12 protein-coding genes are annotated in these 12,777 nt (G+C 45.4%); 8 read left to right on the forward strand and 4 right to left on the reverse strand.

Annotation, left to right across the window (positions count from 1 at the left end; genetic code table 11):
• Window positions 1-2: 2 nt before the first annotated feature.
• The 7 genes from ACRJJO_RS01905 (at window position 3) to ACRJJO_RS01935 (ending at window position 3,109) form a co-directional block, all read left to right on the forward strand.
• Entirely contained in the window at window positions 3-590 is a 588-nt protein-coding gene (locus ACRJJO_RS01905; RefSeq protein WP_431064286.1) for a DUF6931 family protein, read from the forward strand.
• A gap of 210 nt (window positions 591-800) precedes the next feature.
• Window positions 801-1,052: a PAAR domain-containing protein gene (locus tag ACRJJO_RS01910; protein WP_431064342.1), complete on the forward strand. Its 252-nt coding sequence runs from the start codon at window positions 801-803 to the stop codon at window positions 1,050-1,052.
• A gap of 117 nt (window positions 1,053-1,169) precedes the next feature.
• Window positions 1,170-1,730: a papain-like cysteine protease family protein gene (locus ACRJJO_RS01915; RefSeq protein ID WP_431064287.1), complete on the forward strand. Its 561-nt coding sequence runs from the start codon at window positions 1,170-1,172 to the stop codon at window positions 1,728-1,730.
• Between the two features lie 63 nt (window positions 1,731-1,793).
• On the forward strand, window positions 1,794-2,117 hold the full coding sequence (locus tag ACRJJO_RS01920; protein ID WP_431064288.1) for a contractile injection system protein, VgrG/Pvc8 family: 324 nt from the start codon (window positions 1,794-1,796) through the stop codon (window positions 2,115-2,117).
• The gene (locus ACRJJO_RS01925; protein ID WP_431064289.1) at window positions 2,086-2,706 is read left to right on the forward strand and encodes a DUF6484 domain-containing protein; all 621 of its coding nucleotides are present in this window, start codon (window positions 2,086-2,088) and stop codon (window positions 2,704-2,706) included. Before ACRJJO_RS01920 ends, ACRJJO_RS01925 begins: the two co-directional genes overlap by 32 nt.
• Before the next feature lies 1 nt (window position 2,707).
• Window positions 2,708-2,878 carry a hypothetical protein gene (locus ACRJJO_RS01930; protein ID WP_431064290.1) on the forward strand — a complete coding sequence of 57 codons (171 nt, stop codon included), beginning with the start codon at window positions 2,708-2,710 and terminating at the stop codon, window positions 2,876-2,878.
• Window positions 2,879-2,887: 9 nt separating this feature from the next.
• The gene (locus tag ACRJJO_RS01935) at window positions 2,888-3,109 is read left to right on the forward strand and encodes a Uma2 family endonuclease (RefSeq protein ID WP_431064291.1); all 222 of its coding nucleotides are present in this window, start codon (window positions 2,888-2,890) and stop codon (window positions 3,107-3,109) included.
• On the opposite strand, the gene ACRJJO_RS01940 is transcribed toward ACRJJO_RS01935, so the two are convergent.
• The gene (locus tag ACRJJO_RS01940) at window positions 3,106-4,989 is read right to left on the reverse strand and encodes a protein kinase domain-containing protein (RefSeq protein WP_431064292.1); all 1,884 of its coding nucleotides are present in this window, start codon (window positions 4,987-4,989) and stop codon (window positions 3,106-3,108) included. The genes ACRJJO_RS01935 and ACRJJO_RS01940 overlap by 4 nt on opposite strands.
• 605 nt (window positions 4,990-5,594) lie before the next feature.
• Here ACRJJO_RS01940 and ACRJJO_RS01945 point away from each other — a divergent pair.
• Window positions 5,595-6,956: an autotransporter outer membrane beta-barrel domain-containing protein gene (locus ACRJJO_RS01945; RefSeq protein WP_431064293.1), complete on the forward strand. Its 1,362-nt coding sequence runs from the start codon at window positions 5,595-5,597 to the stop codon at window positions 6,954-6,956.
• 430 nt (window positions 6,957-7,386) lie between these two features.
• Here ACRJJO_RS01945 and ACRJJO_RS01950 read toward each other — a convergent pair whose 3' ends face one another.
• From ACRJJO_RS01950 to ACRJJO_RS01960, 3 genes are all read right to left on the reverse strand, one after another.
• Window positions 7,387-9,141, reverse strand: coding sequence for a protein kinase domain-containing protein (locus tag ACRJJO_RS01950; protein ID WP_431064294.1), 1,755 nt, complete (start codon window positions 9,139-9,141; stop codon window positions 7,387-7,389).
• 282 nt (window positions 9,142-9,423) lie between these two features.
• On the reverse strand, window positions 9,424-11,694 hold the full coding sequence (locus ACRJJO_RS01955) for a PAS domain S-box protein (protein ID WP_431064295.1): 2,271 nt from the start codon (window positions 11,692-11,694) through the stop codon (window positions 9,424-9,426).
• 60 nt (window positions 11,695-11,754) lie between these two features.
• On the reverse strand, window positions 11,755-12,768 hold the full coding sequence (locus ACRJJO_RS01960) for an NAD(P)/FAD-dependent oxidoreductase (RefSeq protein WP_431064296.1): 1,014 nt from the start codon (window positions 12,766-12,768) through the stop codon (window positions 11,755-11,757).
• Window positions 12,769-12,777 lie beyond the last annotated feature (9 nt).

The raw sequence follows: 12,777 nt of genomic DNA on the forward strand, positions 1-12,777 counted from the left end.
CAATGACTGAAATAAATTTAATAAAAATAAAACAAGAAAAGGCTTCCGAAATTTCTGGGTTTTTCGAGTTAAGCGAATTAGGTCAATCGTTATTAACTCAAGAAGTCACGCCTGCTGAATTTATTGAAAAATTAATACAAGAAGAATGTTTTACCGACTGTATTAATTTTATCGCTTATGGCTTACCCAAAAGAGAAGCAACATGGTGGGCTTGCTTGTGTGCTCGTAGTTGTCAAAGTACTCAAACGAATCCAACGGATGCGAAGGCGGTGGAGTTAGCTGAAGCTTGGGTGTATAAGCCTATTCAAGAAAATGCCAAAGCCGCTTTTACTGCCGCCGAAGCGACAGATTTTAAAACGGCTGCCGGTTGGGCGGCAACAGCGGCATTTTGGAGCGGCGATAATCTTTCACCTTTGGATGACAATATTGTTATTCCGGCTCCGGATCTTACCGCAAAAGCGGTTGCAGGCGCCATTATGCTGGCTGCTTCACAAGATGGTGCCGCTCAGGTCAATAACAGAATTCAGACATTTATTCGGCAAGGTATTGATATTGCGAAGGGTGGCGACGGTCGTAAGGTTGTACAGTAATCAAATTAACTAACGGCTAGCCAAACCGTTTTATAATTTTACCAATTCGAATTTCGGAATCATGTTCCCTCGCCCAATCTCAAGATGTCCGATGAGATGGACTTTTCACCCTCAACTTAGCTCATAGTCCCTGGACGTTATTTATCACGAAATCCTAAAGGAGTGAGTATGTTTCCAGCAGCTAGAGTGACAGACATGCATGTTTGTCCTATGGTTACAGGGGTGGTGCCCCATGTAGGCGGGCCTATTTTACCGCCTGGAGCCCCAACCGTATTGATAGGCAATTTACCGGCCGCAAAAGTCGGAGATATGGCGACTTGTGTAGGGCCCCCTGATGCTATTGTCAAAGGCTCATCCACGGTTTTAATTTGTAACATGCCTGCAGCGCGCTTGCTGGATAGTACTTCGCACGGCGGAGTAATTGTCGGTCCTGGTTGTCCGACCGTTTTAATAGGCGGTTAAAGCTTTCTTTATATGCCCTAGTACAAAAGTCAAAGCCAATAGTTGGCAAGTGATTTTGGATTGCAAGTTGGCCAATATCAAGCTGTTTGATACACCACAAAAGTTAGGATACAGAAAATGAAGAATTATTGTTTAAATGTCCCCTTCGTAACGCAGCTTGGTATTGGCTCCCATGCCAAAGGGGTGACACCAAGGGACGATCCAACCGGATGCTGGTATGCCAGCGCCTGCATGATAGGTTATTCCTTTGAAGCCGGACCGCGAATGGGAGTTCCCGAGTTATTTACGCTTCCGCTGTCTAAAAACGATAAAGGCGTCGTTCAATACGGTCATTATGTGATCAATGCAGGATGGATGCCGACACTTAAATCCAGAGAGCAATTAGTCGATGTTGCCGAACCTAAAGATAGACAATGGTCGATAGATGCCCTGTACAACTTGCTGCAGAAATATGGGCCAATTTTTTTCGGTTGGCTGAAAACGCATAACGGCCATACCTATGGTCATGCCTCTGTAATCATTGGCGTTAAAGATAATAAAGCGATCATTCACGATCCGGAAAACCGTCCATTTTTTGAAATTCTGGTTTCGGATCTGAATAAACAGTTTATCTGGGGAGCCGGGTTTACTTTGCGTAGAGCGGGCGGCGAATATCAGCATATGATTCCGACAAAGTAAACTGTTTGGTAATCCGAAACAACTTTCCAGGCAAGCTGTTTCATAGCCCAAAACAATCGATCCGTGAAAGCCGGCACTCCGCTCGGAGACGATCAGCTCATATTCTACCGGTTGACCGGTAAAGAAGAAATCGGCCGATTATTCGAGTTCGACGTCGAGATGATTCGCGACCAAAAACTGGGTGGCGTCAAGGCCGATCAATTGCTCGGCAAGGGCATGACCGTCAATCTCGATCTGCCGAACGGAACGACGCGTCATATCAACGGCGAGATCGTGCAATTCAAACATACCGGCCTGCGCCGGGCGCTATATCTATTATCTGGCTACGTTGAGGCCTTGGCTATGGTATTTGACGTTGAATGCCGATTGCCGGATATTTCAGGATAAGTCGGTGATCGATGTGATTAAGGATGTCTTTAGTCGTTACTCGTTCGCCGACGTTCAATACAAACTGGACGGCGACTATCAGCCCTTGGATTATTGCCTGCAGTATCGCGAAAGCGACTTCGATTTCATCAGCCGCCTGATGGAGGAAGAAATCATGCCGGAAAAGATCGACGGCGTGGTTATCGGTTTATTGATCGGATTCGACGGTCAAGGTGCGCCGCTAGTCGGTTTTACCGGCAATCCTCAGGCGGAGGCAGTGCCGGCCCGTTCGACCGCGAACCTGACGCGCGAGGATATCGGCTGCGAGGTGGCCTTATTGTTCGAAAATGGAGACCCGGCGAGGCCGATGATCATCGTTCGCATGCAGCAGCCGGTTATTTCAACCGAAAAGCCGAATGAACAAACTTTCGATGCAGAAATCGACGGAGAACGGGTAGTCCTGCAAGCCGATCAGGAAATCGTGCTACGCTGCGGCAAGGCCAGCATTACGTTGGCCCGCGCCGGTAAAATCATCATCCGAGGCACTTATATTCTCAACCGCTCGTCCGGCGTCAATCGCATCAAGGGCGGCTCGGTGCAAATCAACTGATATGGATCTGATCAACGCCACCCGCATGCAGGCAGCCTATACTCAAGGCTTGCAAGTCGATGGTCGAGAACTGTCGCGGAAGTTGCTCAATGTGGCTGTAATGCTGATTGTATTGAACGGCAATTACACGAAAGTCTTAAGCCTAGGAAACCATCTTGCCGGGACGACCTGACGTGTCTACATGGCCGACATGAAATTGAAACTGGACTTGGCGGATGCTTTTTTCTATCCAGATGTGTTTGTCACCTGTTCCGAGTCGGATCATAAAGCCGAACGTTATATGTCCGAACCACGTTCGATCATCGAAGTCTTGTCCGAATCCACGGAAGCCTATGACCGGGGAGAGAAGTTTGCCAACTACAGGAAATTTGCATCTTTGGCCGAATTCGCAGTTACTTTTTAGAATAAACGGAATTTGTTTCTCATTTCCTTGCGCAGATAAGTATAGTCGACAATGATTTTCCAATCGTTTTTGGTGTTGAATTCAATTGAATCCCAAGCGGCAATCTTAAAAACTTCGGTACCGTCTTCGCGATAACTGTAATAGCCGATGCTGTCGTCATCGATCATGGTTAATCTCCCGAACGCCTGCAGCGAAGATGATTGGCGGCTGACCGGATCGATGAATAGATTCGTGCCGATATAATCTGAATTGGCGTCATAAATAATTAGGCCGTCGCTAAGCATGATCCATATATCCCGGTTTGTTTCATCTTGTTTCAGAATAGCCGTAAACAGTTTGGGCAGCACCTTTTCAGGCGACATTTTAGCCTCAAGATATTCGGTAATGCGGCCGTTCTTTTCGATCGGTACTCGGTATTTGATTATGAGGCGGTTGTTTTCGACGTCGGCGATCGGTTTTGGCTCATCGTTTTCTTCACTTGCGATAAACGCTCCTGTTAGCACTGAAATAGGTTGAATAGAAAACGAATCAAACTGCGGGTAACGGTTTTGTAATTCTTCTAAGATCGATGACTCGGCAATGTCGCCGGAACCGAGTTTCTCTGAGGCTTGGTTTAGATTAGAAAATACCAATGCGATTTTCGATTGCAGCGCATGCACGATAGATCGTGCTTGTTGCTGTGAACGTTCTCCGTAAAAAGTGATTCGGCTTAAGGCTTGTTCGGCTTCATGATTAGCTTCCTTCATTTGATGCGCATAATGAAGCGAAAATACCGCTCCGATACTAATGGTAATGAGTAGTAATGCGGTCGTGAAAACGGCAAATTTATTTTGCGCAAAAAAACGGCTTAATAATTCACGTCTTGAATAGGCATAGACATTGACCATGCGTCCGTCACGAAAAGCCTTCAATTCTTCAGCTAATTTTCCGGCATCGGTAAAACGCTGCAAAGGATTCTTATGCACGGCTTTTTCGCAGATCGCAATCAATTCCGGAGGTGCTGCAGTATTGAATCGTTTAGGAGAGGGGGTTTCGACGTCTTTCTCCATTTGTTGCTGTATTACGGTAATCGAACCTCGGTATGGTTGTCTGCCGGTAATAATTTTATAGAGGATCATTCCTAGGCTGTAAACGTCCGATGTTTTATCCGCGCGGCCGCTGAATTGTTCCGGCGCCATATAGGCAGGTGTTCCAAGCGCTTCCGATGTGCTTGAGTCGCTTAAACTATCGCGTTGGTGAGTGAGCGCTTCTCGGTAAAAATAGGTATTGTCGTCATCATCCAGAACCTGGGCCAATCCCCAATCGACCACGATGGTCTCGCCGAAATTACCGACAATGATATTCGCGGGTTTTAAATCGCGATGAATGACGCCTTTGGCATGCGCATAGGCTAAGGTATTGCAAACATCGATTAGAATATCCAAAAGTTGAATGCGTTGATTGAATCCGGTTTTGGGATCGGTATCGGATATTTTTTCGAATTTTCGAGCCAGCGTTTCGCCTTTAATGTAGCGCATCACATAATAAGGCCTACCGTCGTTTCGTTGACCCAGCTCATAAACAGGAACAATGCCCGGGTGCTCGAGTTTTCCGGTAATTTTGGCTTCATGTAAAAACGAATGATCGAGTTCGACGTCGCCGCTTAGTTCATCCAGCATTTCCTTGACGGCGACTCGCCTGCCGATTGTTTCGTCATAGGCTAGATAAACCCGGCCGACGCCGCCTTGACCGAGAATATCGAGTACACTCAGATTCTTGAATCTCTGATTGCCTGAATTTTTATTGTCGGATTCAATAGTCAAAGGACGGTTTGTGGCAAAACGTGTCGAGTCGTCTTCTTCGATCAGCGGCGTATTAGAATGAGAATCGTCGTTAAACATTGGGCCTCGGCTGAATTTAAGTGGGGTTCACAATTGGCGGTTTTTCGGTGTTGGACAACAATAAAATTCAAAAAGAATCAATGTAGTTCAATTTTAGACGTTTATCATTCGTCGTTTGCGGTAATGAGGTGAGGCTCACACTGAAATCAGAATAATTGCCGACAAACTAAACAATGAGCCGATAAATTTTTGTAAAATCTTGAGAAAACTTACGGTTAATCTATTTTACAATCAGAGCAATTTAAAATCCTGATTTGCTGATAAAATGAGTCTTATTAGTGACGCTTATCAAATTTATTCTGGATTGGGGCAAAAATAAGCCGGTCATTGATGGCCTCGGTTGTTAAACCCGACAAAAATAATAACACCCAAGTAACTATTCAGCCCCCGTTAATTCTCGTTCCCATGCTCTGCGCTCACCGTTATACACAAGTGCCAAAAACACTTATAAATCAATGCTGTTGCTAAACGGCAACAGCATTGATTTCATTGGCTTATTAAGACTTATGTATAACGATGAGTGCTCTGCGTGGGAATGATAGGGGGTGTGAATAATTCACACCCGATATCATCATTTTTTAAGTATTCCAAATTTAGGGGGAGTCATGTTAAACCAGTCGAAAGCAAAACCGAATAGGCCAGTTTTGTATAGTATCTCGTTGCCATCTTTGATAGCCATCAGTGCGTTAGCCATGCCTCCGGCCAGTTTCGCCCAATCGTCTTCTATCGACACGAGCCTGTTCAATTCTAGCCAACAAAACTTGATATCTACGTTACAAAATGTGTATTCCAATTGTTTTCTGCCGGATAATGAGACAATATCTGACTCTAGTTTATGTACACAATTAGATTCAATAAGCAATATTTTATTTGATCCTGAACAAGCCGCCAACATCTTCCAGCAACTCTCTCCGGAGCAACTCATTCAACAGGGCACCCAGGCAACTCGAATCACAGCGGGACAACTCGGTCTGGTCGAGAGCACGCTCAAAAACAGGCTTTCTAGAATTCATTCCGGCCATCAAGGCAATATTCATGCATCGGGATTTCAATTTTATCGAAACGGTCAGGCGGTGTCCGCACTTGGCGGTGCGGCAGGCGATGAGGATTTCGGATTATTCGGTCACAATCTCGGCGTCTGGCTAAACATGAATATTCAAGTCGGCGATGTCAATAATACGTTTGAACAGGTCGGCTTCAATTACGACAACTACGGTTTTACCGGCGGTGCCGATTATAAGTTGACTGAAGACTTGGTTTTAGGGGGCGCTTTTAGTTATTTGCGTTCAAATGCCGATTTCAGCAGAAATCAAGGCGAAACGACGACCGATACCTATACCGGTTCGATCTACGGAACCTATTATTTTTGGGATAACTTTCATCTCGACGCGATCGCATCCTATGGCGGAAACCAATATGATACGGTCCGACGAATAAACTTTCTAAACGTCAGCACCGAAGCTAGCGGTTCGACCGGCGGCAACCAACATGCCTATAGTTTGGGGATTGGTTATGACTTTTCCTACGGCGCATTTAGTTTAACGCCTTATTTCAGAGGCAATTATGTCGGGCTTTCAGTCGATTCGTTTAGCGAAAGCGGCGGTGCGGGTTTTGGTATGGCGTTCAGCGATCAGAATGTTGACTCATGGACAACGACGCTGGGCGGAGAGACTTCCTATGCGTTCGGTTTGCCTTTCGGTGTCGTGATCGCACAATTCAGAGCCGAATGGCATCATCAATACAAGGACGGTAGCCGTAATATCGGCGCCAGTTTTGTAGACGACCCAACAGGACAGCGTTTCAACATCGTTTCGCAAAGCGCTGACCGTAATTTTGCAACGATTGGCACGAGCTTGTCGGGCACTTTTGCCGACGGCTTATCGGGCTTCGTTTCGTATGATGTGATGTTAGGTTATCAAGACATCAGTAGCCACAGTATCAATTTCGGCGCCAGGATGGAGTTTTAATCTAGTAAAAGCATTGCACCATGATGATAATGAAGAGTTCAATAGCTTGCCATGTCATTCTATGGGTGCTGATGCCGCACAATGTTTATAGTTTGTTTTTATTACCATGAAAGGCATGAAGATAATGAAGGAAAGAGTATTGAGCGCTTTATGAATCGTTCAAATATCACGGATGAACTCAATAGATAAATTCAATGTATACCTTTCGCACTTCAAATTTCGGCAGTGCCGGAGGAGGCTTCGGGGTGCTCGATAAAGACTTTGCCAGCATGGAGTTGGCATAGAGCCATGGACGTATTTACCCAGCACCTAAATGAGCCATGATTTTTGTATCATTGCCAAATACCTATGGAATTTAGGTGCTGGGTTCACGGCACCCATTGACGGTAGCCCCTGGCGCCGAATTTTATCTACGAGGGTATAAATTCGATTAATTTAAAATTTTTTTCTTCAAAGCTAATAATTCGTCATGCTTGGGTATCGCTTCGAGCCCTTCTTCAATTTTGCTTAGGCTTTCATCGTATTTTCCTTGATCATATAATTGCTCGGCTTGTTCTGCCAGGATATCGGCAATCTTCTTCAAACCGTTTTTGGCTTCTTTATTATAAGGGTCGATTTCGAGCGCTTGTCGATACGACCATAAAGCATTACTGCCGGTCGGGGCGGTCAGATAACCGACTTCAAAATGTATCTCAGCCAGTTCCAGTAAGTCTTTGACCTTAAGTTGTTGCTTTGGCGTTAGTTCAATAATTTTATCTTGAAGCGGGTCGGTTTCCTGCGATAGTTTGATATAGACTCCGGTCGTAACGGCAATGGCTATTATAGCCATTGTGCCCAGAATAATCGGTAGGGGCGATCGTGGCTGCAAATCGGTGATGAGCTGCTTGACCGAGGGAGTGCGGTCCTTTCTTTCCAAGGCCAAGGCGCGTTGCAAACCTTTCCACTGCCTACGACTTAGTCCGGGCACCACTTTAGGCCGTAAATTAAGCTCATGGGCCTTGAGTGCCGATAATTTTCCGTAAGGATGCTTTCCAGTCAAAACTTCATAGATGACGCAAGCAAGCGCGTAAACATCGTCGCTAGGGTCGGGCTCTTTATTAGAAAACATTTCCAGACTGGCATAAGCCGGTGTCAATGCGCCTAAGTCCCTACGAGCATCGAAAACGGTTTCGTCCTGTTCCTTATCGGGGCGACTTACCGCACAAGCGATACCAAAATCGAGAACCTTGACTTCGCCGTTCTCTAATATCGAAACATTGCCCGGTTTAAAGTCGGAATGGATAATGCCGTTTTTATGCGCATAAGCCAAAGCCAAGCACATGCCTTTGATAATGTGCCAGGCTTTTTTGAACGGCATACCGTTAGGAATAACTTTATTGATGTAGTCTTTTAGTGATTGGCCGGTCAATACTTCCATCGACATAAAAATATGCGATCGGTCTCTGTCGAAGTCATAGACGGTAATGATATTCGGATGAGCCAGTGTTTGAGCCTTTCTTGTCTCCCGTTGCAAAGCAATATAGGAAGTTGGGTTATCCTTGAATTCGTCGTTTAAAATTTTCAATGCGACATAAGGAGACTTATCTTGAGCTTCCTGTTTGCGTAAATCCAGCGCTTTATAAACGACGCCCATGCCGCCGCTACCGAGTAATTCCTCCAGTATGAAACGGTCTTTTAACACCGAGCCGATACCAATTATTTCAGATTCGGTTGAGCTAAATCCCGATGATCCGGAATATCTAGTGCCGAGAGTCGTATTAATCGTTTGTCCGGATGTTATATCAACCGAACTAACCGCACCCCTTTGGGCTGTGGATTCGAAACGATCAGTCAACCGGGTTTTCTCGAAGTCAACATTCGGTTGAATGCTTTCGCCCGGTTTTGGTGTATTGGTTTTTGTTGTTGGCCGGACAATGGTTTCATCTTGCTCGTGAGAGGACGTGCTTATTCGTGTTTCGTCGACCTTATGCAGAGATAGGGTTGTTTGTGCGATTAAACCCTGGTGAATTTGCGGTGGTAAATAGCCCTGTTCAAAGAAGTCATCCAGCAACTTGCGCAGTTCGCCTGATTGTTCGGGATGTTGACTAAGCAGCTGACGCATTTGTTTCGACAAATCGCCGAAGGTTGTTTCACCTTCGCGAAAAGAATTTAATACCTGAACAAAGTGGCTTAATGGGGTTTCCATGATTTTCCGGTGAATCGGTCTGTAACGGCTCTTAATGAGCGAAATGATAATGCAAAATAATAGGCGGGAATAGTGAATGGTAAATAGTAAATAGTAAAAGGTACATAGTGAATGACTAGCCGGACGGGTTTTGTAAACCCAGCGGTGCTTGTAAAAAAGCGGAAATGTCTCTACCAACTGCAGTAAGCGCAGGACACTGAATTCAATAGAGAAAAATTAATAAGTATTTCCGAACCTAAATCCAAGCAAGCAGTCCATTCACTATTCACTATTCACTATTCACTATTCACTATTCACCCTCTTAAACACCATCAGCGTAATATCGTCATTAAACACTTCGGTTTGGCAAAATTGTTTGAGCTGTTGAACAATATGATCGATTATGGTGTTCGGCTCGTATTCAATGGACTGAGAAAAAATATCCACGAGCCGTTCGGTACCGAAAAAGTCGCCTTGGGGGTTTTCCGCCTCGGTCAAGCCGTCCGTGTAAAGAAGTAAACAATCGCCTTCGGCCAGCATAGTCCTTTTTTCCTCGAATTCGACATGTTCCCGAACGCCGACGATGAGACCGTCCGTGTCGAGTTGCTCGCATTGAGCTCGATCACGACGGTAAAGTAGAGGAGGCGGATGTCCGGCATTGGCATACTTTAGGTGGTGAGTTTGCGTATCGTATTGCAGGTAGAATAAGGTGATAAAGTAGTCGGAATGGTTGAGATCGGCAAACAGAAAGTCGTTTAACACATTAAGCGTTTGCGCCGGCGATGCCGGCCAATGCGCTTGCGCCCTAATGGCGCTTCTTGCCGAAACCATAAATAAAGCGGGTCCCACGGCATGACCTGAGACGTCGGCAATGACTATGTCGAGATGTGTTTCGTCACGGTAAAAATAATCGAAATAATCGCCTCCGACTTGCGTTGCAGGTAGGCAAAACCCGGTGATTTTGAACTGATTCGATATAATCGGTGCAGAGGGAAGCAACGATGCTTGTATGTTTTGAGCAATTCTCATTTCATTTTGCGCAATGGCTAAATTCACCTGGGCCATGCGTATTTGGCGTTCGGCGGCTTTTCGCCCGGTAATATCATGCACAAATCCGCTGAATTCGTAAGCATGGCCGATTTTTAGCGGCGCTACACTGAGTTCGATAGGAAATTCGACACCATCCTTACGTAAAGCGATCTGTTCGGTCAGTTTATTCAAAACCGGGCTTTTGCCGGTTTGCAAAAAAGTTTGCAGTTCGTCGTTCAGCGATTTACGAAAGCGTTTAGGAACAATCAACCCGGCGACATTTTGACCTATTGCTTCCTCGCGAGACCATCCGAACATGAGTTCGGCTCTTTGGTTCCAATCGGTAATGATGCCGTAGGAATCCATGATGATAATGGCATTGAGCGCGGTTTCTATAATTAACCTTGTTCTTTTCTCACTTTCTATTAATGCGTCTTCATAATGTTTACGTGCCGTGATATCCCTGTCCACGCCGCGCCATTTAATCAAATTGCCTTGTTTGTCGGTAATCGGTAATCCGGTAGATTCAGCGATTACTTCGTGTCCGTCTTTATGACGATAATGATTCAGTAGCGAATAGAAAGGTTTATGTACCGAAGAAAAAGTCTGAAAGCTGGTTTGATCTTGAGGTGTCAACAGCTCCGTATAGTGCTTTCCTAAGACGTCTTCAGGGATATAGCCGATGATGGTTTCGACCGCATTACTGCTATAGATGTAATATCCGTTCGGATCTTGCTCCCACAGCCATTCTCCGGTCATTTCGGCCATTTGCCGAAACCGTTCCTCGCTTTCCTTAAGTGCCGCTTCAAAATGCTTGCGTTCGGTGATATCTTCTTCGACAGCGAGAACGTGCGTAATTTGACCTTGGCTGTTTTTTATGGTGCTGATGCTTTCAAACGCCCAGTAATCTTCACCGTTTTTCTTTTGATTTTTAATTTCTCCGCGCCATTCGCCCCGACTTAACAGTTGTTGCCACATGTTTAGATATTGCTCGGCTGTCGTATCGCCCGACTGCAAAATTTTCGGGTTAAAACCGAGTAGTTCTTCCTTAGAGTATCCGGTCATTTCACAGAATTTCGGATTAATGTATTCGATGCGTCCGGAAGGGTCGGTGATAATAACTGCGCTAGCGCTTTGCTCAACGGCTCTGAGCATTAAGATAAGGTTGATGTCGAGCTGAGTTTTTTCACCAAGCTTTTGAATCAGCAAAGCAAATCGGCTTACATTATCGGCTTCGCTTAAAGCAAGACGGCATAATGAAATCAATGCGGGAAATGGAGAATCGGTTGCATCCTTCAGTTCGGCTTGAAAACTGACGCTGGTTTGCTCGAAAGGCATTTTCTCCAGCATTTCCTGCCAAAATTTCTCAGGATTAGACGGTGATAATAGTCTGTCGAGAGGTTTATCGATTAGCTGTTGCGTTTGATAACCAAAAAGCGCGATTGCGCTTTCGTTGACCGCTTCGATAACCGGTGTCGAAGGTGTCCGGTTTTCAATACTGGCGATGATTAAGCTTAAAACCGGGCCGTCGATAAACGAATGCATGGTAATCGGTTTATATGGTAGTGTGAATCAAAAGACTGGGCAGTAGTAATCGATCAAAAATTAAAAAAACTGTGGATTATCGGCGACAAAACCATGTACCTTCGATTTGGGCTTAAAGTCCGGGGCTATCCAAGGTTGAATATCTTCATCGACTAAGTATTCAGCCAGCCATTGTGCTTGCCCGCGTATCGGCAAAATAAAGGCATATAGTTTACCGTTAGGTAGTTCGGCGACGTCACCGATTGCAAAGATGGCCGGATCGGTGGTTTGCATGAATGAATTCACCTTTATCCCTCGGTTGACAGCCAGTCCCGCTGCGGCAGCAAGTTCAGTTCTCGGCTTGAATCCACAAGAGACTAGAGCCACATCAAATTTACCGCCGTTATTGGAATTAACAAGTATTTCGCCGCTTTTCTTGTCGATGCCGGTGACAGATTGGTTAAATAAAACGTTAACTCCGCTATTTTTCAAAATTTTAAGCAGTTTTGCCGAGTCTCCATTGCTCAGCTGCCGCTCCATCAAACGATCCATGGCATGAAACAAGCTGACTTTATCACCCGAAACGGCTAAATCCGATGCCACTTCGCAACCGATTAAGCCGCCGCCGATAATTGCCCAATGAGGCGGTTTGTTCTTGTTCAACAACGTATTGCGTATCTGACGTAATTCTTTGAGGTCGGCAAGGCTGTTAAGGAGATGAAAATTATTGCGATCGGCCATTAAGGTCGGCGGGATGAAGGCTGCAGAGCCTTGGGCTAAAACTAGAACATCATAGTCTATAGTTGTTTTTCTCGATCCGGCTGCCAAATTGACGATTTTATGGTGGCGATCGATAACTTCCGCTTCGGTCTCTGTTAGAACTTCAATCCCTTTTTGGCGAATAGTTTCAAATGTTTTGAGAATGATGGATTGCTCTATAGCATCCTTGCTGAAGCCGTGAGAAAGCAACGGCCGAGAATAAAAGCCGTCGCTTTCCCGTGTTATCACGGTGATACGAGCGTCGGGGTTTAAAGTATGTAGTTTTTCGGCAAAGGTTATGCCGGCAAACCCCGATCCGATTATCACGACTTTCATGGCAATTGT

Source organism: Methylotuvimicrobium sp. (genome assembly GCF_050611805.1).
GTDB lineage: Bacteria > Pseudomonadota > Gammaproteobacteria > Methylococcales > Methylomonadaceae > Methylotuvimicrobium.

Bases quoted from the DNA above. Each gene is read 5' to 3' on its own strand.
- ACRJJO_RS01905 (WP_431064286.1), top strand. From the start codon at position 3: ATGACTGAAATAAATTTAATAAAAATAAAACAAGAAAAGGCTTCCGAA.
- ACRJJO_RS01910 (WP_431064342.1), top strand. From the start codon at position 801: ATGGTTACAGGGGTGGTGCCCCATGTAGGCGGGCCTATTTTACCGCCT.
- ACRJJO_RS01915 (WP_431064287.1), top strand. From the start codon at position 1,170: ATGAAGAATTATTGTTTAAATGTCCCCTTCGTAACGCAGCTTGGTATT.
- ACRJJO_RS01930 (WP_431064290.1), top strand. From the start codon at position 2,708: ATGGATCTGATCAACGCCACCCGCATGCAGGCAGCCTATACTCAAGGC.
- ACRJJO_RS01935 (WP_431064291.1), top strand. From the start codon at position 2,888: ATGGCCGACATGAAATTGAAACTGGACTTGGCGGATGCTTTTTTCTAT.
- ACRJJO_RS01940 (WP_431064292.1), bottom strand. From the start codon at position 4,989: ATGTTTAACGACGATTCTCATTCTAATACGCCGCTGATCGAAGAAGAC.
- ACRJJO_RS01945 (WP_431064293.1), top strand. From the start codon at position 5,595: ATGTTAAACCAGTCGAAAGCAAAACCGAATAGGCCAGTTTTGTATAGT.
- ACRJJO_RS01950 (WP_431064294.1), bottom strand. From the start codon at position 9,141: ATGGAAACCCCATTAAGCCACTTTGTTCAGGTATTAAATTCTTTTCGC.
- ACRJJO_RS01955 (WP_431064295.1), bottom strand. From the start codon at position 11,694: ATGCATTCGTTTATCGACGGCCCGGTTTTAAGCTTAATCATCGCCAGT.
- ACRJJO_RS01960 (WP_431064296.1), bottom strand. From the start codon at position 12,768: ATGAAAGTCGTGATAATCGGATCGGGGTTTGCCGGCATAACCTTTGCC.